General features: G+C 62.8%; 18 protein-coding genes. 4 read left to right on the forward strand and 14 right to left on the reverse strand.

Features of this window, described 5'->3' with window-relative positions; translation table 11 throughout:
* Entirely contained in the window at nucleotides 1-1,701 is a 1,701-nt protein-coding gene (locus tag B5F33_RS09060; RefSeq protein WP_087411489.1) for a hypothetical protein, read from the forward strand.
* 102 nt (nucleotides 1,702-1,803) lie between these two features.
* Here the strand turns inward: B5F33_RS09060 and arcC are convergent, their stop codons facing one another.
* From arcC to ptcA, 4 genes are all read right to left on the reverse strand, one after another.
* Nucleotides 1,804-2,766, reverse strand: coding sequence for a carbamate kinase (gene arcC, locus B5F33_RS09065; RefSeq protein WP_087411490.1), 963 nt, complete (start codon nucleotides 2,764-2,766; stop codon nucleotides 1,804-1,806).
* Between the two features lie 103 nt (nucleotides 2,767-2,869).
* Nucleotides 2,870-4,072: an agmatine deiminase family protein gene (locus tag B5F33_RS09070; RefSeq protein WP_087411491.1), complete on the reverse strand. Its 1,203-nt coding sequence runs from the start codon at nucleotides 4,070-4,072 to the stop codon at nucleotides 2,870-2,872.
* 158 nt (nucleotides 4,073-4,230) lie between these two features.
* On the reverse strand, nucleotides 4,231-5,661 hold the full coding sequence (locus B5F33_RS09075) for an APC family permease (protein ID WP_087411492.1): 1,431 nt from the start codon (nucleotides 5,659-5,661) through the stop codon (nucleotides 4,231-4,233).
* Nucleotides 5,662-5,978: 317 nt separating this feature from the next.
* A complete protein-coding gene (gene ptcA, locus B5F33_RS09080; protein ID WP_087411493.1) occupies nucleotides 5,979-7,031 on the reverse strand; it encodes a putrescine carbamoyltransferase in 1,053 nt (350 codons plus the stop codon).
* Nucleotides 7,032-7,512: 481 nt separating this feature from the next.
* On the opposite strand from ptcA, the gene B5F33_RS11035 reads away from it, so the two are divergent.
* On the forward strand, nucleotides 7,513-8,478 hold the full coding sequence (locus tag B5F33_RS11035) for a helix-turn-helix transcriptional regulator (protein WP_143757970.1): 966 nt from the start codon (nucleotides 7,513-7,515) through the stop codon (nucleotides 8,476-8,478).
* Between the two features lie 63 nt (nucleotides 8,479-8,541).
* On the opposite strand, the gene B5F33_RS11095 is transcribed toward B5F33_RS11035, so the two are convergent.
* From B5F33_RS11095 to B5F33_RS11040, 5 genes are all read right to left on the reverse strand, one after another.
* Nucleotides 8,542-8,670, reverse strand: a complete 129-nt coding sequence (locus B5F33_RS11095; RefSeq protein WP_255376264.1) for a hypothetical protein — start codon at nucleotides 8,668-8,670, stop codon at nucleotides 8,542-8,544.
* 80 nt (nucleotides 8,671-8,750) lie between these two features.
* On the reverse strand, nucleotides 8,751-9,185 hold the full coding sequence (locus B5F33_RS09090; protein ID WP_087411495.1) for a YxeA family protein: 435 nt from the start codon (nucleotides 9,183-9,185) through the stop codon (nucleotides 8,751-8,753).
* Nucleotides 9,186-9,347: 162 nt separating this feature from the next.
* Nucleotides 9,348-11,552: an ABC transporter permease gene (locus tag B5F33_RS09095; RefSeq protein WP_087411496.1), complete on the reverse strand. Its 2,205-nt coding sequence runs from the start codon at nucleotides 11,550-11,552 to the stop codon at nucleotides 9,348-9,350.
* Complete coding sequence (locus B5F33_RS09100; protein WP_087411508.1) at nucleotides 11,542-12,372, reverse strand: ABC transporter ATP-binding protein; 831 nt, start codon at nucleotides 12,370-12,372, stop codon at nucleotides 11,542-11,544. The genes B5F33_RS09095 and B5F33_RS09100 overlap by 11 nt, the downstream gene beginning before the upstream one ends.
* A gap of 367 nt (nucleotides 12,373-12,739) precedes the next feature.
* Entirely contained in the window at nucleotides 12,740-12,952 is a 213-nt protein-coding gene (locus B5F33_RS11040; RefSeq protein ID WP_087411497.1) for a hypothetical protein, read from the reverse strand.
* Nucleotides 12,953-13,127: 175 nt separating this feature from the next.
* Here B5F33_RS11040 and vsr point away from each other — a divergent pair, with 175 nt between their 5' ends.
* The gene (gene vsr, locus B5F33_RS09110) at nucleotides 13,128-13,970 is read left to right on the forward strand and encodes a DNA mismatch endonuclease Vsr (protein ID WP_087411498.1); all 843 of its coding nucleotides are present in this window, start codon (nucleotides 13,128-13,130) and stop codon (nucleotides 13,968-13,970) included.
* 850 nt (nucleotides 13,971-14,820) lie between these two features.
* Here the strand turns inward: vsr and htpG are convergent.
* The gene (gene htpG, locus B5F33_RS09120) at nucleotides 14,821-16,854 is read right to left on the reverse strand and encodes a molecular chaperone HtpG (RefSeq protein ID WP_087411500.1); all 2,034 of its coding nucleotides are present in this window, start codon (nucleotides 16,852-16,854) and stop codon (nucleotides 14,821-14,823) included.
* A gap of 977 nt (nucleotides 16,855-17,831) precedes the next feature.
* On the opposite strand from htpG, the gene B5F33_RS10840 reads away from it, so the two are divergent.
* Nucleotides 17,832-18,356 carry a hypothetical protein gene (locus tag B5F33_RS10840; RefSeq protein WP_158095347.1) on the forward strand — a complete coding sequence of 175 codons (525 nt, stop codon included), beginning with the start codon at nucleotides 17,832-17,834 and terminating at the stop codon, nucleotides 18,354-18,356.
* A 96-nt stretch (nucleotides 18,357-18,452) separates the two neighbouring features.
* On the opposite strand, the gene B5F33_RS09130 is transcribed toward B5F33_RS10840, so the two are convergent.
* The 4 genes from B5F33_RS09130 to B5F33_RS09145 all read right to left on the reverse strand — a co-directional run.
* Nucleotides 18,453-18,959, reverse strand: a complete 507-nt coding sequence (locus B5F33_RS09130) for a GNAT family N-acetyltransferase (RefSeq protein WP_087411502.1) — start codon at nucleotides 18,957-18,959, stop codon at nucleotides 18,453-18,455.
* Nucleotides 18,960-19,117: 158 nt separating this feature from the next.
* Nucleotides 19,118-20,059 carry a transketolase family protein gene (locus B5F33_RS09135; RefSeq protein WP_087411503.1) on the reverse strand — a complete coding sequence of 314 codons (942 nt, stop codon included), beginning with the start codon at nucleotides 20,057-20,059 and terminating at the stop codon, nucleotides 19,118-19,120.
* Between the two features lie 2 nt (nucleotides 20,060-20,061).
* A complete protein-coding gene (locus B5F33_RS09140; RefSeq protein ID WP_087411504.1) occupies nucleotides 20,062-20,883 on the reverse strand; it encodes a transketolase in 822 nt (273 codons plus the stop codon).
* Between the two features lie 69 nt (nucleotides 20,884-20,952).
* Nucleotides 20,953-21,270, reverse strand: a 318-nt coding sequence (locus B5F33_RS09145) for a transaldolase family protein (protein ID WP_275532074.1), incomplete at its 5' end; no start/stop codon positions are given.

Genomic DNA, 21,270 nt, shown 5'->3' on the forward strand with positions numbered 1-21,270 from the left:
ATGCACGACTTTGTCATTCTGTGCCGCGTCCAACTGCTTGGCCTTCTTAATTCGCTCGCACCGGGACATCGCAACCATGGAAAGCGCAGAACGAAGGGGCGTATAGCCCTGGCCGCCCTTGGCTATGTGGTGCTCGCCGTAATCTGCGTTGGATACCTGTTCATGATGGGCTGCGGCCTTGTTGCCCTGGGGCTCGCGAACGCCATCCCTGTCTTTGCCGTGCTCGCCGGCGCCCTGGGCGGCGTGGGGTTTGCCTTCGCAAAGACGCGCGGCACCCTGTTCGAGCTCACCGACTTTGACCATGTCATGGCGCTGCCCGTCCCGCGTCGAACCGTGGTCGCATCGCGTCTGGCAAGCCTCTATCTTGCATCTGTGGCCACATCGATCCTGCTTGCGGGACCGCTCTACGCTGCCTACTTCCTGGAAACGGGAGCAACGGTACCCGGCGTGGTGTGCGCGGCCGTCACCGTAGTGCTTGCCCCCGCCATCCCGGTGAGCATCGCCGTTTTCGCCTCGTTTGGGCTCACGGCGCTTGCTGCGCGGTTCCGGCATGCCAATTCCGCCTATATCGTTCTGACGCTTGCGCTCATCACCGCGCTCGTCGTGGGCATCTATGGGTTCTCCTTCGCCATGCCCCGTCAGGACGACGCTGCTGCCATGGCCATGGTGACTTCCCTGGCCTCCACCGCGAGCAGCGGCATCGCCACGTTCTGGCCGCCCGCCAACTGGGCAGCCTCGGCGGTGACCTCGGGGTCTGTGGTAAGCCTGCTGCTGTTCGTCGGGCTCTCCCTGGCCATACCTGCGCTTACACTCGAAGTAATCCAGCGCAACTACCTTGCGCTCACGGGCATGCTCGTCGCACGGACCGGCCGACGCTCTGGACCGGCGCAGCGCGCAAGGGCCGACCAAGCTGCCCGCACCGACGCCGCGGCGCCCGTGTCCATGCGCTCGCGCACGCCGTTCCAAGCGCTCCTTCACAAAGAGTTCGCCACCATGGTGGGGGTGCCCGCCTATGCCATCAACTGCCTGTTTGGCTATGTCTTTCTCATAGTCATCGCTATTGCGCTGTCGGTTGTGGGCCTGCGCGACCTGCTGCTTTCCGGAGTCATCGACGGCGTCGACCTCTCGGCGCAAGACATTGACGCGGCGCTGGGGCAGATCATGCTCATCGTGCCGTGGATGTTCGCCTTCTTTGCGACCATGAGCCCCACCGCCGCATGCTCGGTCTCTATGGAAGGGCGCGGTGCCTGGATCATGGAAACGCTGCCGATACCACCTCGCACCGTATTGGGCGCCAAGCTTGCCGCCAACGCCATTCCCGTCGCCGCCGTGCTCGCGCTCTGCACCGGCGTACTTCTGGGAACAGGACAGATCGCCCCGGTGACCGCCCTCGAGATTCTTATCGTAGGCTTTGGCGGCTTCTACCTGGTCACCTGCATTGCGCTGCACCTTGACGCGCGCAACCCCAACCTGGACTGGAGCTCCCCAAACGAGGTGGTCAAGCGTGGCTTGCCTGTGATGGTGTGCGTCTTCGGCGGTATGGCGATCGGCTTCGGCGGAGGCGCAGGCACCATGCTGCTTTCGGCTGTCACCGAGGTCACGGTTGGGCATGTGGTCACCCTCGCCGTCGGCGCGGTCGCCATCGTGGCGGGACAGCTGATCTTTGAACACACCTGTCGCACCGCAAAGCTTCAGTACTAGCAGCAGTAACGACCACAATGCCAGCAAAGCCGGCCCGACAGCATCTCGCCGCCGGGCCGGCCCTGTATGAAGTGCGGTGGTTGTGCTCGCCTTTGTAACGCCCTAGGCGTAGATGCGCGTGCCGGAGAGGCCGGCCATGGTCTCGGCGGCCTTGTCGAGGGCACCGATGATGCACACACGACCTTTACGGGAGCGCGCAAACTTGATGGCGGCGCGCACCTTGGGCTCCATGGAACCCTTGCCAAACTGGCCCTCGTCGGCCAGACGCTCGGCCTCGTCCGCCGAGACCTCCGTCAGGTCGCGCTGGTCGGGCTTGCCAAAGTTGACCGCCACGTGTTCGACGGCAGTCAGCAAGAACAGCACCTGCGCGTCGCAGTCCTCGGCCAAAAGCTCGCCGCCCATGTCCTTGTCAATGACCGCGGCCACGCCCTTGTAGCAGCCCTTGTCCGCGTAATCGCGCACGACCGGGATGCCACCGCCGCCGCAGGCGATGACGATGAACTCGTTGTCGAGCAGGTTCAGGATCGAATCGGCCTCGACGATCTTCTTGGGCTCGGGAGAGGCCACCACGCGGCGCCATCCGCGGCCGGAATCCTCCACGAACATCTTCTCGGGGTCAGCGGCCATGAGCTCGCGGGCCTGCTCCTCGGTATAAAATGGGCCAATCGGCTTAGTGGGATTCTGGAACGCCGGGTCGTCCGGGTCGCACTCGATCTGCGTCACCACGGTGGCCACGTGCCAGCGCTTGTAGCGGCGATGCATCTCGCGGCCGATGCCCTGCTGCAGGTGGTAGCCGATGTAGCCCTGGCTCATGGCGCCGCATTCGGGCAGGTCCATCTCGGGCGTGCCGATCGCGTTGTGCGCCGCGGCGAAGGCGTTCTGAATCATACCCACCTGCGGGCCGTTGCCGTGGGTGATGATGATCTCGTTGCCCTGCTCGATGAGGCCGATGAGCGCATGCGCGGCGTGGTTCACGCGCTCGATCTGCTCGGCCGGGGTGTCTCCCAGAGCGTTGCCGCCCAGCGCGACAACGATACGGTCGGGCTTGCCGATAGGCTTGGACATAGCGGTTCCCTTCACTGGTCATGTCCCCGGCATGCGCGCGGGGACAGCGTGTGCAGAAGATGATGCGGGGCGCCGCTCGGACGCCCCGCGAGAGGAGAAACGATTACGCAGACGGCTCCTGCTGCGTGATGCAGTGAATGTTGCCGCCGCCATACACGACCTGCTCGGACTTGACGCCTACGCAGCGGTACACGCCCTCGCCCCAGACCTCGTCGTAGATCTTCTGGAGCGTATCGACGGCCAGCTGGTCGTTCTCGTCGCCGTACTGCGGCACGATGACGCCGTGGTTGGTGACGAGGTAGTTCATGTAGGACGCGATCAGCGGCTCATCGGGCACACGGGGCTCTGCGTTCTCGTCGATGTCGATGGAGTCGCAGGAGGCCTGGTCCATATAGAGCGGCTTCACGGGCATGGGAAGCTTGTAGACCTTGAGCTTGCGGCCCTTGGCGTCCACCGCGTTCGAGAGCGTCTCGTACGCCTCGTGGCACTGGCGGTAGAAGGGGTACTCGGGGTCGTCGGTCCAGATGCAGGCCATGACGCCAGGCGCGATGAAGGTCGCGACGTCGTCGATGTGGCCATTCGTCTCACACGGGTCAATACCCTCCTTGACCCAGATGACCTTGTCGACGCCCAGGTACTGCTCGAGGTGCTCGGTCATGTATGCGCGCAGCTCCTCGCTCCAGGGCTGGAACTTAAGGGCGTAGCTCGGCCACAGGTCGTCCTCGTCCTCCTCCACGCGCACGGCAGAGGCGGTGCGGCCCGGAGAGAGCAGGCACTGGTCGGTCACGACGACGGTGCCCTCGCCGTCGACGGTGATCGAGCCGCCCTCGAGAATCATGTCGTCGGGGCGATAGCGGCGGCATCCAGAGAGCTCGGCCATCTTGAGGGCGATCTGCTCGTCCTTGTCCCACGGGAAGTACAGACCGTCGATCATGCCGCCGTACGCGTTGAAGTGCCAGTGGCAGGCGCGCTTGTCGCCCTTGCCGTCGATGACGTACGTCGCGGCGGTGTCGCGGAACCAGGCGTCGTCGGTGGTCATCTCGAGCACCGTGATGTTCTCGTCCTCTTCAAAGACCGCCTTGCAGTTGGCGTAGTCGGCCTGGTTGGCGCACATGTAGACCGGCGTGAACTCGGCGATGGCGCGGGCGATGGCAGCATACTGCTTCTGCGCGGGCTTGGCGCCGTGGGCCCAGGTGTCGGTGCGGTGGGGCCAACCCATCCACACGCGGTCCTGCGGCGCGAACTCGGCGGGCATGTAGAAGCCGTCGGCCTTAGGGGTGGATTCGGACTCGGTGATGGTACGCATGGGAACCTCCAAATCGAGTGGTTATGACCTAAAAGGTTTCGTTGCTGATAGGAACGGGACGGGGAATATCCAGCTCGCCCGGCGTGGCCCCGCCCCGATGGGCGGCAGGAGGCTTTCTCTGCGCATCGCGGGCAGCTGCTCCTGCAGACCGCAAGCGGCTACTCGGCCTTGGCCTCCTCGGCCAGACGCTCCGCCGCAAGCTCCGGCGTAAGTCCGTGATACTCCTCGGCGCGACCGCGTGCGCTCACCACGCGAACGACCTCCCCCACAGCGATGAAGAAGACCACGCCAATGAGAATGGGCAGCTTGTCGGCCACCTCATCCGCCGACAGCGGCACCACCGTGGCGATGATGGCGAGCACGAGCTCGATTGCCGGTATGACGAGCGCCACCATCATGGCCTTGCCCTTGAAGGGGAAGGTGAAGACGCGCGGACGGTCGGCGTCGACGCGGCGCAGCTTCAAAAACGCCGGGAACATGGGGATGTAGGAGATGAGCAGGAACACGACGTTGGCCGAGAAGAGCATCCAGAAGACGCCCTCGGACACCGCGGGGATGGGCACAAGCTGCAGCAGCAGCGCAAGCGTGGCGACGACGCCGTTGACCACCGAGGCGTGCGTGGGCATGCCGGTCTTGGGGTTCTCGTAACCAAACACCTTGGGCATGTTGCCATGCTTGGCGGCATAGCACGCCACAGAGTTCACGCCGAAGGACCACGAGGCCATGTTGGCGAACAGCGTGATCAAAAACACGATGGCGATGACGGAGAAGATCGGCGAGTCACCCACGATGGTGCGCACGGCCACGATCATGCCGAAGTCGGGGTCGATCTGGTCGGCCGGAATCGCCGCGCCGATGCCAAAGCCGCAGAAGAGGTAGATCACACCGATGGCGAGGCCGCCCATGATGATGGCCTTCGGGATGTCGCGCTTGGGGTCGGACATGTCGTTTGCGAACGTGCACACGACCTCGAAGCCCATGAAGTTGAAGATGATAACGGACAGGTAGCCGAGCGCACTCGTGTTGGTGAGGTCGGGCAGGAACGTCTGCGGGCTCATGTCGCCGGCAAATCCATGCTGCGTGGCAAACCAGATGCCCAGCGCGCCCACGGCGACGGCGATGGCAACCTTCAGCACGGCGCCGCCGTTGAGGATCCACTCGGAGTCGGAGACCTTGGAAAAGCCCATGACCACGACGACCCACACGAAAATGAGCTCGATTACCAGCGCCACCGGGAGGTCAAAGCTCACGCCAAAGACCATGCCCAGAATGTCGGGGAACAGCGTTGCGAGCGATGCCACCCACAGCGGGTAGTTCACCCAGTAGTAGTACGAAACGCGCGCGCCCCATTTGTCACCGAGCGCTTCGCGCACCCAGTCGTAGAGGCCGCCCTCAGAGTCGTAGGTGGTTCCCAGCTCGGCGACCACCATGCCGTAGGGCAGCAAAAACGTGAGGATGAGGAAGATCCACCAGAAGAACTGCTGGTTTCCAATGGCCGCAGCGGGAGCGGCGGCCTCGCAGACAAACACGACGCAGATGACCGACGCGATGACGGTCAGAAACGATAGCTTCTTTGCTTTTTCTGCCATGATACAAAATCCTTTGCTCAGTCGTTGCAACGCCGGCGTGCCGTCGCAAGACATGCGAGGGGGTGCCGGCCATACCGTGGCGGAGACGAGCATCCGCCGGTCCAGAAGCGCAGGCGCAGCTCCACAGCTCTAAAGCAGGCGTCTAAAGCACACCTGTGGCTTCCGGACGAGTCACACATTGGTGCGTGGGTCGCACGGCGCGGGCCCGCATGGTCGCCGCGCCGTGCAGCAGAAGGGAAAGCGACCGGAAACGCAAAGAGACAAACGCTCCCGGTTGCCGGGTGGGAGGCGCCAAAGGTCGCCTCAGGCTTCAGGCCTTAGGCCTGCAGTGCCTCGATCTTGGAGAGGGCGGCGTGCAGCTCGTCCTTGCCCGCGTAGTCCACGCCCTCATCGTTGAGCGGCGTGCGGGGACCAAGGGCGGCCAGCAGTGCGCGGATGGAGTGCTTGCGGTTCTCGGCCTCGACCCAGCAGAGTGAACGCTCGGGATCGTCCATGACCTCGTCCACGACCTCCTCGCCGCGGGTGGCGGGCAGGCAGTGCATGAACTTGGAGTTGGGGCCGGCGTAGTTCATCATGTCCATGGTCACCTGGTACTTGGGATAGAACACGTCCATGTAGCTCTCGCCCGAGACCTCCTCGTCATAGAGGCCGTACCACACGTCGGTGTAGATGAAGTCGGCGCCCTTGATGCACTCGATGTCGTCGGAGATGGTGATGGTGCCACCGGAGACCTTGCAGTTCTCCTCGGCGATAGCCACCAGGTCGACCTTGTTCTCGACCTGCAGGCCGCCGTCCGTGACCTGATGGCCCTTGGGACCAAACTGCACGAAGTTCATGCCGATCTTGGAGCAGATGAACATGAGCGAGACGCAGACCTGCGTGGCGTCGCCGATGAACGCGAGCGTGCAGTCCTCGATCTTCTTGCCCTCGGGCAGGTTCTCGAGCATGGTCATGAGGTCGCCCATCTCCTGCGTGGGATGGTTATACTCGGACATGCCGTTGATGACCGGCACGGCAGAGCCGGCGGCAAGGCCCACCACGTCCTTGTGGCGGTCGACGCGCGCCATCATGATGTCAAGCAAGCTGCCCATGACGCGAGCGGTGTCGCCAAGGGACTCGTGGCCGCCCAGCTGGATGCTGCCGGGGCCGTAGAACTGCGCGTGGCCGCCGAGGTCGGTCATGGCCGTCTCGAAGGAGAGGCGCGTGCGGGTGGAGACCTGCTGGAAGATCATGCCGAGACTCTTGTTGCGCAGCAGGTGCGGATAGTAGCCGCCCTCCTTAATGGCCTTCTTCATGGCGAGGCCCAGGTCCTCGATCGCGAGGATCTCCTCTTTGGTGAAGTCGTTGGTGTCGATGAAGTCCTTAACCATGGTTCCTCCTAAACCCGGCGGTCGCGGTTTGGCCCGCGACCTTGTCTCTTGGGACGCCGTGGTGCGCGTCCCCGCTGACTCCATCTTTTCGCCTCGCTCAAAAAAGCGTGAGTTTATGCTGGGTTAAATGCCGCTGGCGGAAATAGGACCGGTCTAAACCGCGCACGCCTCCACAGGTCAGGCGCACACCGCACGCACGGACGCGCCGACGGGCCTGCCGCTCGCCGATTGTGGCGCCTCGAGACGCCTGAGGCGAACGGTCGGATGCGTCCCGCAAACGGCAGGGGGTCTTCGACCCCAACAACACGCGGTGCAGAGGCGTGAACGGTCGATTGAGCACCGCTGGCGGAAATATATCCGCGCTAAACTCAGTAAACCCGCAGCTCACAAATGTGCTTACAGTTTAGACACATTACTGGACAGGAATCGCCCCAAACCGCCGGTACCATCAACTGGAACCCAAATGGCGGATGGAGCGACCATGAACTACGTGTTTTTCTTCTATACGCTCGCGCTTCTGGTGATCTGCGTCCTCACCGCCGCGATCGCCGGTGCGACCTACCTCTCGTGCCGGCGCCGGTCGTACCTCTTTGCCGCCGGCATCTTTGCGCTCTACGCCGTCGAGACCACCGAGATCTTCTTCGGCGAGTACGCCATGCAGAACCTTCCCTTCGACGCCGGCATGTACTACGAGATCACCATGCCGGTCTTTCGCACCGTTGTGATCTCCATACTGAACGGATGCATCTGGGCCATCGTGCTCGACGCGCTCGACCGCATCTCTTCACGCAGGTTTTGGACGCCAGTCGTCGTCTTCGCTCTATCGAACGTGGCGATCCTTGCCCTGCTGCCCACAGGCCCCTGGCGCCAGTGGCTCTACTACACCACGCGGCAGCTGTTCTTGTTCTTCGTGTACGCCTACTGCCTCTACACCTATCGTCGCTCAACGGACCAAAGCTACCGCACGCGGCTCCAGCGGTTTCGCACACCGCTCGCGGTGACTGCCGTCTTGACCCTCGTGGTGCTCATCGAGGACAGCATCGTCATCCTGGGTTCTCCCATGAGCATCTATCCCGACTGGCTGCCCCTCTATCTGTCTGAGCGCAACCTCTCGGAAAACGTGCTCATGTGCTACTTGGCGGTTTTTCTCATTCGCAACGCCGTCAACGTGCTCTCCATCCGCATGAAAGAGGTGCCGCAGAAGGAGGATGTGAGCGACCTGGACCGCCACATCGACGAGCAGATGCCCTTCTATCGCGATGCCCATGGGCTCTCGGCGCGCGAAGCCGAGGTGCTGCGCCTGGTGCTGTTGGGCAAGAACAACCAGGAGATTGCCGATGAGCTCTATCTAGCCGTGGGCACCGTCAAGGCGCACGTGCACAATATCTTGGTCAAGACCGAGCAAAAGACCCGCGACGACGTGTGCGTAGACTTCTGGAAGTCCTGACGGGGCATACGCGCGCCGCCGCACTACTGCCCGTGCCATAGCGCTACCGCACGCGCCGCCGCGCTAGCGATTGCGACGAATGGTGCCGGCAACCAGCCACACCACCGCCGCGGCGGCAAGCCACCCCAAAAGCGGAAGCCAGGAGTCGGTAACGGTTTGGATCACAGCGGACCAGTTGATGCCCTTGGACATGACGTGACTCCTTTCGGTGCAATGCGCTCCAATGGGGACAGCCGCGCGCAGACGGCACACGGCTGCCGGGGATGTGTCGGCTACGCCGCCGCCTCAGCGCCCACCGCGGCTTCAGCGGCGACGTCCGGAGCGGCGTCCGGCGCGGCAGCCGATGCAGCGTCCGGTGCGGAAAGCTTGTCCTGAGCCGCCGCGGGAATCTCGTCCCACGACACCTCTTCCCAGCTCACCACGCCGCGCAACGCAAGCGTCTCGAGCTTGAGATAGGCCCCCTCGCGCAGCTCGTGCGAGGCATCGAACCCCAGCGTCTCCTGCTTGCCCTGGGCATCTGCTGCAGGCAGGTCGTAGTGATAGTCAAAGCCGTTGTTGTTCTCATCTGCCTTGGTGAGGCGCGCGTTATCCACCTGCACGTACCACTCCGACGAGTCCACGAATACCTGCTGGTACCCCCACCAGGCCGCCGCAGCCGCCGCACAAATGACCAAACACGTCACGACGATTCCCAGTACGCGTTTCACAGCGCACCCCTTTCAACCTATTGCTGTTGTTCCCTGTTGTGTGTCGTGCGTCTCCAGCAGGGGCGGGGCTGGATGCCACCACCCCTGCTTCGAAGGCCGGCGCCTCCGGCGGAGCTCGCGGTCGAAGTCCGCCGCTCTGGCGGGCCCCTGCCGCTCGACCGACTACTCCCCGTGACGCACTCGGACGGCGTCGCGAATGATGCCCTTGCTCATGAGATAGGTCACCAGGAAGTACCCGCCGTAGGCCACGACAAAAATCGCCGCCGTAAGCCCCACCGTGCCACCGATGGACATGCCGCCAAACAGCGCCACGAGTTCGATGATCACCGAGAGCGCCACGCAGGAGTGCGCGATGCCCATCACCAGCGGAAAGACGAAGAAGATCGCCTGCTGCACCAGCACCGAATGCGAGATCTCGCGCGTGGAGGTGCCCAGCTCAGACAGGATGCGGTAGTTGGGGCCGGCGTCGGCCACACCCGAGAGCTGCTGGATGGTGAGAATGGCAGCGCATGCGACCACGAGCACAAAGCCGATGTAGATGGCCAGGTAGCTGATGAGGCCGTTCATGGAGTCCACCGACTGGTAGGTCGTCGTGCGCGTCGCCTCGACGCCCCACCCAGCCACGACATCGCCTTGGCTGTTCGTGATCTCGCCGTACGAGCGGGGCTCCGACACGTAGTCGTCACCGTCCTGCACGCTGACGCCGTCGGCGTAGTTGCACAGCAGGTATCCGTAGTAAAGCGGCAGGTTCAGCGAATCGACCACATCGTCGGGCAGCACGATCGTGCCGGAATTCATGCCCATCGAGGAGTTGATGAAGACGCTCGCCTCCACGTCCACGCGATCCTGCACGGGATGCAGCGACCGCCCGCCGATCGTAAGGCCTATGCCCTGGCCGAGCACGGCGTTGTACACCCGGTTCACGGTGTCGCCCATATCGGAGAGAAGCGTGTAGCCGTCCTCGCCCACATCGAGCGCATCCATTCCTCGGAAGGCGCGGTACGCGTTGTAGTCGCTCGCGCGCATCACCATAAGCCCCAGCGTCTCCACGCCCGCGTCGCTCACGCCCTTGGGCAACGGCATGTTCACCGCATCGCACAGGCCCTGCAGCGACACGACCGGGGCATCTGTGCCCAGCGGCGTCGAGTCGTAGGCGTTGACCTCTACGTAGTCGCCCACAATCGACTGCAGATCGAACGGCTGCCCCTCGCGCTCACCCGACATAAACGTGTCGGCCTCGCTTGCCTTCATAAGGTCCACCGGCTCCGTCGCCACCGCATAGTGCGTGGGCGACGGGTCTTCGGGTGCATCGCCCGAGGCGTTCATCTCGTCGACCGTCTGTGGGCTAAAGTACACAAGGCAGCGCGTGAAATCCACGGGCGTGCCGCGGTCCACGTTTTCGTTCATGACGCTTGCGAGCGACATGCCCGCCGTGACCGACGTGATGGCCAAAAAGAGAATCATGGCGATCATGGCCATAGAGAAGCTCACCGTGTTCACCTTCGCGGCAAGCTGACGCAGCGTGACCATGTTGAGGCCGCGCCAGTAGATGCCGCGAGCGCCCTGCAGCGCCTTGAGCAAAAAGCCCGAAAGCCCAAAGAAGAAAAGAATCGTGCCCACCACGACGATGATAGTGGTGATGAGAAACGCCTGCATGGCCTGGGGCGAGCCGTCGTAGGGCAGGCCGTCGTTGAGCAGGCGCACATACGCCACGATGATCGCCGCCAGCCCCACGATGAAAATCGCCGCCGAGACCCAGGGGTTCCGTGTTTTGATGGTCTCGTTTTTGCGGCTTGCACTCATGAGGTCGATGATGCGGGCGCGGGCGACCACGCGCAGGTTGAAGATGAGCGTCACCAGGAAGATCGCGACCAGGCATCCCACGGTGGTCATGAAGGCGCCAACCGAGAAGAAGAAGTGGAAGTTGGCGATCTGCGTCTTGAAGAGCGACGCTGTGAAAAACACCATGAGCTGCGAGAGCGCAAGGCCCAGCACCACACCAAGCACCAGCGCCGCAAGCGACACGAACAGGGTCTCGAGCGCCATGATGCGGGCCACCTGTCCGCGACTCATGCCAAGCACCTGGTACAGGCCAAACTCCTTCTTGCGCCGCTTCATGATGAAGTTGTTCGCATACACCATAAGAAAGCCCATGACCACGGCAAGAAACACCGTGAGGCCCGAAATGATGCTGCCAAGCGTCTCGCCCATGCCGGCGTTTTCCTGGGTGACGCCGGCGATGTCCACCTGCAGGGAGATGGTGTTGAACGCATAGAACACGGTGACGGCCAGCGTGAGCGTAAGCAGGTAAACGAGGTAGTCTTTACCCGCACGCCGCACGTTGCCCAAAGCGATCTTACAGAGCATCGGACCCCTCCCCGCCCATCATGGCCACGACCTCCATGATGCGTTCGAAGAACTCCTGGCGCGTGGAGTCGCCGCGACGCAGCTCCGTAAAGATGCGCCCGTCGCGGATGAAGAGCACACGGTGCGTGTAGCTCGCGGCAAAGCTGTCGTGCGTAACCATGAGCACCGTCGCCTGATAGCTCTTGTTCATGGCTTCGAAGCTCTCAAGCAGCAGGCGCGCGTTTTTGGAGTCAAGCGCGCCTGTGGGCTCGTCGGCCATGATGATGGCGGGGTCGGTCACGAGCGCGCGAGCTGCGGCAACGCGCTGCTGCTGCCCGCCCGAAAGCTGATAGGGATACTTGTCGAGCGTCTCGTGGATGCCAAGACGGCCGGCGACCTCTTCGACGCGGCTCAGCACCTCCTTGGCAGGTACATGGCTGATGGTAAGCGGCAGCGCGATGTTCTCGCGCGCGGTGAGGGTGTCCAGCAGGTTGGAGTCCTGGAAGATAAAGCCCAGCTGCTCGCGGCGGAATCGCGTGAGCTTAGAGGACTTGAGCTTCGTGACGTCCTCGCCCATTACAAGCACGTTGCCGCTCGTGACTGCATCGATGGTGGACACGCAGTTGAGCAGGGTCGACTTGCCCGATCCCGACGCGCCCATGATGCCTACGAAATCGCCCTTCATGACGGTAAACGACACGTCGACGAGCGCTCGGGTCAGGTTGCCGCGCGCGCCATAGACCTTCTCGATGTGGCGGACGTCTAGGACCGGCTGTTGGCGGGCGGAGGGCGCGAAGGCCGGGGCCGCACCCTTGCGGGCCGCCTGCGCATCCAGACGCATGTGCACCCCGGGGGCCGCAGGCGCGGACGTGGTCGGCGCTGTGGTGGCTGCGGTCGGCGGCACGGCGGCTGCTGCCGGCGCCGTGGTCGAAGCGTTCGGTGCCACAACCGCAGCGTTCGGCGCGACCTGGGCAGGGACCGTAGGCGCAGCGCCGTGACGGGACGAAGCGGCGCCAGGCCGTGTGGGAACATTCGTGAGGCGATTCATGGTATTCCTTCCTCGTAGACGCCGCACCGCGGGCGGGGCTACGTCGCGGGCGAAGCCACGTCGCGGGCGGGGCGTCCATATCGTTCAGAGCAGGAGCGCCTTGCCGGCGCCTCTCACCGCGTGCGGCCGGGACGGCACACCGCCCCGGCCCCGGCGATTATCAGTTGCCTGTCTTCCAGAGAAGCCAGATCATACCCAGCGAGAGCACCGCCATAATGACGAGCCAGGCGATCATCTCGACAAGCGACATGCCGGCTCGCGTCACCCGACCATGCTTGCGCTCAGCCGGCCTCACCGCATATGGGTTGCGGTCGGTAACACCATACGTAGCGGGCCTTGGGGTCGTTGCGGTTGCATTTGTGATGTTCATCATCGACACCTCCTGACCCTATACTCGCAGCACCGCCCACGCGCTGCCATCGATTTGGCTTACAGCGAGCTTGCGCTTTTGTAAGGTATGCTGAAGGAAGCCTTAAGCGGCAGGTGGTGGCTGCTATCTGCTAGGATGCATATGCGTTTCTATCCCCGAGTGCATCTGGAGGAGCCCCATGAAAACCGTCCGCGTATCCGCCGGCATCATCTGCCGCGACGGAAACCATGACGAGGTGCTCGCGGTCCAGCGCGGCTATGGGGATATGGCAGGGCTCTGGGAGTTCCCGGGCGGCAAGATCGAGCGCGACGAGACGCCCGAGGACGCTTGCCGGCGCGAACTTGCCGAGGAGCTTCAGGTGCGCGTCACCAACCTGCGGGATTTCTATACCGTCGAATACGACTACCCCGACTTTCACCTGTCCATGGAGTGCTTCTTCTGCGAGCTTGACGACGCATCGAAGGAGCCACAGCGCTCTGACCGCCAGCTCGACATTCGCTGGGTGTCTCGGCGCTCCCTGGCCACGCTGGAATGGATGCCGGCAGATCAGGGGCTTATCGATGCCCTCTCCGAGACGCACGACGCCGCGTCCGAACAGGCGCTGGTCAAGCGCCGCCACGACAGCCGCCACTCCATGCAGGGCAATCGCGGCAAGAACACCAAGCCCGAGCTGCTTGTGCGCCAGCGCCTGCGAGCCGCCGGACTCACCGGCTATCGCCTGCAGTGGAAAAAGGTGCCGGGCCGTCCCGACATCGCGTTTCCCGGCCGCAAGGTTGCCATCTTTGTAAACGGGTGCTTCTGGCATCGCTGCCCGCACTGCCATCCCAGCACCCCCAAGCGCAATACCGAGTTTTGGGAGGCCAAGTTTCGCCGCAACGTCGAGCGTGACGCTAAGGCTATCTCCGAGCTTACCGAGATGGGTTGGACCCCTATAACGATTTGGGAATGCCAGCTCAAACGCGACTGTATCGACGAGACCATGGACAAGGTCATCGCCACGGTGCGCGCCGCCAAGCGATAGAGCAGCCAGGCTACCGCACGGGCGGGAGTGCCTCGGCCTTGGGCGGCAGCCGGCGGCGCCGCAGACGCATTCATGGTTTCATCACGGCTCGGCCATGGTTTCGCCACAATATCCCACCTGTACAGGCGCCTGTCTCACACGCTGCAACTGGCTCAGATTTCGCATACCACCTGCGGAATCACGGGTCCTTCACGAAGGCGTAAGAAGGTCTTAAGCAGGCTTGTGGTGTAGCTTCTCGGCACCCTGGACATAATGAGGTCAGCGCAGGAGAAGCAGCACTCCTTGCGCGTATGGTACAGGTGGTGAGCGAGGAGGCTATCGCATGTTTTCTCCCAGAGACGCAGCTGACACACGAGCAGCCATGCAGCCATCCTCACATGCGGACCAACTCTCCTTCCCCCCGACACAGAGATCAGGCCTCCTCAGCTCCCCCACCGCTCGCCAGCAGTCGGCTGCATCGCATCGCTCGCGCGACCAGCGGGACAACCTTGTATCGTCCTGCCGCGCGCTGCTCGATGCATTAAGCGTGCAGCCCCTTAATCACGCGGCAGCGCTGTAAAGGCTTTCTCTCCCCTTCCCCTTCTACAGCGCGCCGCCTTTGTGGCGACTCGCAGAAAACCCGGCTCCGAAACCTCGGACGCCGGGTTTTCTGTTATGAGCGGGATTGTTACACGGGCAATCGCACGAGCAGTCACGCACAACCGGCACGGCGCCACGGCCGCATCGCGTTGCACAGTGCACCGTTACCACGGTGGGGCTCGCGCTGCGATTGCGCCGCGCGAGCCCCACCGATGTTGTGCGACGCTTCACCGCCGCTATGCTCCGCCGCTGTTGGACGACGTGCGCTTTGCTACATGAGCTCGCAGACGTTTTGGGCAAACGCTACGGGGTCCTCAGGCAGCAGGCCCTCAACGAGCAGCGCCTGATCGTAGAGCAGACCTGCATAGAGCTTCAGCTTGTCGGTGTCGCCTGCCTCCTGAGCAGCGGCCAGCTTCTGGAAAACCGGATGCTTCGCGTTGAGCTCCAGCACGCGCTGCGCCTGCGGCACGCCGGGCATATCGCCATCCGGGCCCTTCTTCAGGACCTTCTCCATCTCGAGCGACAGCGGGCCTTCGGTCGTGATGCATGCCGGTGCGCTCGCCGCATCAACCAGACGCGACGACACGGCGACCTTCTCGACCTTGTCGCCGAGCGCCTCCTTCATGGCGTCGAACAGGCCCTCGTGCTCCTTGGTTGCCTCCTCGGCATCCTTCTTCTCGTCCTCGGTGGCAAGGTCGAGGTCGCCGGTCGCGACGTTCTTGAGCGCCAGATGACGGTCCTCGGTCTCGGGCTCGGCGCCGTCGGCCTGGGCCTTCTCGGCCGCCTCGCGCGCCGCGTCATCCTCGTAGACCTTGGGCATATCCCTAGCCACGTATTCACGCATGGACTGGAAGGTGAACTCGTCCACGTCCTGCGTGCACAGCAGCACGTCGTAGCCGCGCGCCAGCACGCCCGTCACCACCGGCATCTTCGCCAGACGCTCGCGGTCGTCGCCCGCGGCGTAATAGATGGCCTTCTGACCTTCGGGCATGGCTTTCGCATACTCGGCAAGCGTGACCATCTTCTGCTCTTTCGCGCTCCAGAGCAGCAGCAGGTCGGCCAGCTCGGAGGCCTTCGCGCCATAGCTCGCATAGATGCCGTACTTGAGGCCGCGACCGAAGTTCTCGAAGAACTTCTCGTAGGTCTCACGGTCGTTGTCACGCATGTCCTCCAGCTCGCTCGTGATCTTCTTCTCCACGCGGCGGGCGATGGCGCGCAGCTGGCGATCGTGCTGCAAGGTCTCACGGGAAATGTTAAGCGACACGTCGGCCGAGTCGACCACGCCGCGCACGAAGTTGTAGTAGTCGGGCAGCAGGTCAGCGCACTTCTCCATGATCATGACGTTGGAGCTGTAGAGCGCGAGGCCCTTCTCGTAGTCTTTGCTGTACAGGTCGAACGGCGCACGGCCAGGGATAAACAGCAGTGCGTCGTACTCGAGCGCGCCCTCGGCATGGAAGCTGATGGCGCGGGCCGGGTTCTCAAAATCATGGAAGGTGCTCTTGTAGAACTCGTTGTAGTCATCCTGGCTTACGTCCGAGCTGCGCTTCTTCCAAATCGGCGTCATGGAGTTGATGGTCTCAAGCTCCTGATAGTCCTCATACTCGGGCTTGTAGTCGTCGCCGGCGTCCTCGGGCTTGGGCTTCTGGCGGGACTTCGTGACCATCATCTGAATCGGGTAGCGCACGTAGTTGCTATAGCGCTTGATGAGGTCCTTGAGGCCCCACTCGGTGAGATAGCGATCGTAGTTCTCGCCCTCCTCGCCATCGTGACCGGGCTCGTTCTCGCGCACTGTGAGGATGACGTCGGTGCCATGGGTCGCGCGCTCGCCCGGCTCGATGGTATAGCCCTCTAGGCCGTCGCTCTCCCACACATGTGCGGTGTCCTCGCCATACGCGCGCGACACCACGCGGACGCGGCTTGCGACCATGAACGCCGAGTAGAAACCCACGCCAAACTGGCCGATGATGTCTACGGCGTCGCCCTGGCTCTGGGCGTTTGCCTCCTTGAACTCCTCGCTGCCGGAGTGTGCGATGGTGCCCAGGTTGCGCTCAAGCTCCTCCTCGGTCATGCCGATGCCATTGTCCGAGATCGTGATCGTGCGGGCATCGCGATCGAAGGCAACGCGAATAGCCAGGTCGCCTTCATCGAGCTTGACGCTATCGTCAGAAAGGCTCTTGAAGTTCAGCTTGTCCACGGCGTCGGACGCATTCGAGATCAGCTCGCGCAGGAAGATCTCCTTGTTGGTGTAAATCGAGTTAATCATGAGGTCGAGGAGCTTCTTGCTCTCGGTCTTGAATTGACGCATGTACCGTCATCCCTTCTGCCTGCAATACGGGATTGCACCCGTCTGACGCCTCGTGGGCCATTGTTCATGTTCCTAGTGCATAGTACCCATCTGGACGCTCATAAAACCTTAGTGTTAAAGACTTAGATTATTTCATTGAACAGCCGCAACGTTCCCAGTGCATGCATTGAGGCGCATACAAAACACCTGCCGCCGGCAAAACACACCGCCCACCATGATGCGCTCATTTCGATCGCGCTGGGAATTCACGCTAGAAATCGTTTGTGTGGTCAATTTACCCACTGAGGTAGTTTTTTGAGGCGCCTCGATGTTACATGCATACGCCAAAAGGCGCTAATAACACCCCATTTACTGCACGCCCACCGGAAAAATGGCTCCGTTGAGGCGCGAGGACGCCCTTGTACGTCCAAGTTGGAGATAAGAAAAACTACCTCAGTGGGTAAATTGACCACCCATTTGATTTTTAGCGTACGCGAGAGTGGAAGCAGCGGATTTTTGATACACAACTGACTGTAGTTTATACATTTTGGCGATTGGAGCAGGACATGCGAGCCTGCGTCTGCAACATATCGGGATTGGAGCTGCTGCGTTCGTATGGACGCCTCCTGCCCGAGCTGCTTGAACTTCCCCGAACCTCAAAAACGACCGGCTTGGGCATCCCGCCGCACGCAATCCTGGAAGATGAGCTCGTTAGAGTGGGCGTAAAGACCCGGCCCTACCACCTGATGGTGGGATCTCACGCAGACTGGCGCAGCCGTGATGATGTCGTTTGCCATAAACAGCTAACAGACCTACCGCGTCGCAGCCTAATTGTTGTGAACAGGTGCATTCTGGTAACTGGCCCAGAGCTGCTCTTCTGTGACCTTGCCTCCAGCAGCGCTCTCGACGAACTTGACCTTATATTAATCGGCTATGAGCTGTGCGGGACGTACGTAGTCGACCAATCCTGGGACGGATTGGTAAACACGGGGATTGCCATGACGTCCGTCGAGAAGATAGCCCGCTTAGCAGACCAGCTGCCCCACAGGAGAGGCATAAAACGAGCTCGCGGGGCCCTTTCGCTTATCCGCAACGGCTCGAACTCTCCCATGGAAACCATACTGTGCATGCTGCTTACCCTCCCACGCCGCCTTGGCGGGTTGGACCTGGGTCCCGTTGCGTTGAACTATCAGGTCCAGACCTCCACCGGCCCACGCTGGATAGACGCGGCGTTCGTGGCATACAACCTAGGTCTCGAATATAAAGGCAAAGAGGCGCATTCACTTGAACGCACAAGCCGCGACGACCGCCGCCAGAACAAGATTGCCGGCACCGGCATGACCATCTTGAACGTCTGGTATGACGACCTTGTTCAAGAGCATTTGTTTCAGCAGCTCGTAGACGACATCGCTCGGGCCACGGGGCGCCGGATACGCGTGCGCAGCGACGCGTTTGCCACGCGCCAGCAGCTTCTTCGCCAGAAGCTGCTGCCTGCGATCGAGCGCTATGGGAGCTTCTTGTAACTAACCCGGCCGGCCGCCACGTTCGCGGTCCACAGGCAGCGCGCTCGCGCCGGCGCATGCCGGCGCCGCACGAAAGACATGTGCTACAAGCGGCACTTATTCCGATGCGCCGTCCAAACGCTTTGCCATCCACACGTGCGGCTGGCCCTCATCCTCGTAGTCGACCGGCGCGATGGGGTCGTAACCCAGTTTGGCATACATGCCCTGCACATACTCCTGACCGTGCAGCTTCATAACGCGCGCACCAGCGGCCGCGGCGAGGCGCGCGGCCTCGCGCGCCAACATGCTTGCCAGGCCCTGCCGACGAAATGCGGGCATCACTGCCACGCGACCCAGCAGGTAAATCTCCTGGGGTGTGACATTGGCGTCAAGGGCGCTTGCAGGAGCGTGTGGAGCATCGGGTGCAAATGCATGCTCAAGCGGCTCGGGGAAGGTGCGGGCGCATCCGGCGAGTTCGCCGTCCACATAAGCGGTCACATGGATGCATTCGGGCACGTCATCGAGTGGTTCGAACTCGTTTTCGTACCCCTGTTCCTCCATGAAGACAGCGCGGCGCACCGCGAACGCATCGTCGCGATTCCCCTGCTCAATGGTGATACTCATATGGCACTCCCCCTCGATTGCCCCTCAAACGCCTTTCGAAACAGATTCTCGGCATCCAAACGCTCTGGGCACCACACGGAATCCGTAGAAAAACGGCGCCGCACCGTTATCGGTGCGGCGCCGTTGGATTGTTATCGCATCATGCGACGATACGCGCGCTAGGCCAGCAGCTCGCGCACGGCAGCCTCCACGCCGTCGGCGTCAAGGCCATACTTCTTCAGCAGGTCGACCGCGGGGCCAGACTCGCCATACACGTCCTGCACGCCGACCTTCTTCACCGGAACGGGGCAGGACTCGGCCAGCACGTCGCACACGGCGCTGCCCAGGCCGCCGATCACCGAGTGCTCCTCGGCGGTGACGACCTTGCCGGTCTTACGCGCGCTCGCAATGATGGTTTCAGCATCGATCGGCTTGATGGTGTGCATGTCGATGACCTCGGCGTCGATGCCGTCGGCAGCCAGCTTCTCGGCGGCCTCGAGCGCGGCGGCAACCATGAGGCCGCAGGCGACGATGGTGACGTCTGCGCCCTCGCGCATGACGATGCCCTTGCCGATTTCGAACGAGTAGTCCGGGCGGTCGTTGATGACCGGGGTGGCCAGGCGACCAAAGCGCATGTAGACCGGGCCCTCGTACTCGTAGGCGGCGCGGACGCACGCACGAGCCTCTACGTCGTCGGCAGGCACGATCACCGTCATGCCGGGGATGGTGCGCATGAGGGCGATATCCTCGTTGCACTGGTGGGTAGCGCCGTCCTCGCCCACGGAGATGCCGGCGTGCGTGGCGCCGACCTTCACGTTGAGGTGCGGGTACCCGATGGAGTTGCGCACCTGCTCAAAGGCGCGGCCAGCGGCGAACATCGCAAAGGTGCTTGCAAAGGCGACGCGGCCGGTGGTCGCAACGCCCGCAGCAAGGCCCATCATGTTGGACTCGGCGATGCCGGCGTCAAAGAAGCGGTCGGGATAGGCGGCCTTGAACTTACCGGTCTGCGTGGCAGCGGCGAGGTCGGCGTCAAAGACGACGAAGTCATCGTGCTCGGCGCCCAGCTCGACCAGGGCCTCGCCATAGCTCTGGCGCGTGGCGATCTTCTTCACATCTGCCATCTCTAGGCCTCCTTCGAAAGCTCGGCCATGGCCTGCTCGAACTCTTCATCGTTGGGGGCTTTGCCGTGCCAGCCCACCTGGTTCTCCATGAACGAGACGCCCTTGCCCTTGACCGTCTCGCAGACGATGCACGTCGGGGCACCGGTGGTCTCGCGGGCCTCGGCGAAAGCCGCGCGAAGCTGCGCCATGTCATTGCCGTCGGCGACCTCGATCACGTGGAACTTGAAGGCGCGGAACTTGTCGGCGATGGGCATCGCGGAGTTGACCTCCTCGATGGTGCCGTCGATCTGCAGGCCGTTGTGGTCGACGATCACGCAGAGGTTGTCGAGCTGGTGGTTGCCGGCAAACATGGCAGCCTCCCAGACCTGACCCTCCTCGATCTCGCCGTCGCCCAGCAGCGCATAGGTGCGATAGGTATCGCCCCAGTGCTTAGCGGCAAGCGCCATGCCCACCGCGGCCGAGATGCCCTGGCCAAGCGAGCCGGTGGACATATCGACACCCGGGGTGTCGTTCATGTTGGGGTGACCCTGCAGGTGAGAACCGATGTGGCGCAGCGTCTCCAGGTCCTCCTTGGGGAAGTAGCCGCGCTCGGCAAGCGTGGCGTACAGGCCCGGCGCGCAATGGCCCTTCGACAGCACGAAGCGGTCGCGGTCGGCCTTGTGCGGGTCGGCCGGATCGATGTTCATCTCTTCAAAATACAGATACGTCATGATGTCGGCAGCGCCAAGCGAACCGCCCGGGTGGCCGGACTTCGCGGCGTGCGTACCGATGATGACGCCTTTGCGGACCTCGTTCGCGACCTTCTTCAGCTGGTCGTCGGTCATGAGGTGCCTCCTTTCAAAGCATGCCCGCCCCAGGGCAAGACCCCGCGGCGGGCGTGACAAAACAGCGCCTTACTGGGCGTCAACGACCTTCTTCCAGTCGGCCTCGAAGGAGGCCAGGCCCTGGTCGGTGAGCGGGTGCTTGAGGCACTTCTTGAGCGCGGCGAACGGCACGGTGGCGATGTCGGCTCCGAGCAGGGCCGCCTGGGTCACGTGGTTCGGGGTGCGCACCGAGGCGGTGATGATCTCCACCTGGTCGTCGACGTTCTTGCCCGTCCAGTCGTAGTTCTTGACGCAGGTCACGACGTTGGCGAGCTGCTCGATGCCGTCCTCGGCGATGTCGTCGAAGCGGCCCACGAACGGGCTGATGTAGCGGGCGCCGGCGTTGGC

It is taken from the genome of Collinsella sp. An2, from assembly GCF_002160065.1.
GTDB lineage: Bacteria > Actinomycetota > Coriobacteriia > Coriobacteriales > Coriobacteriaceae > Limicola.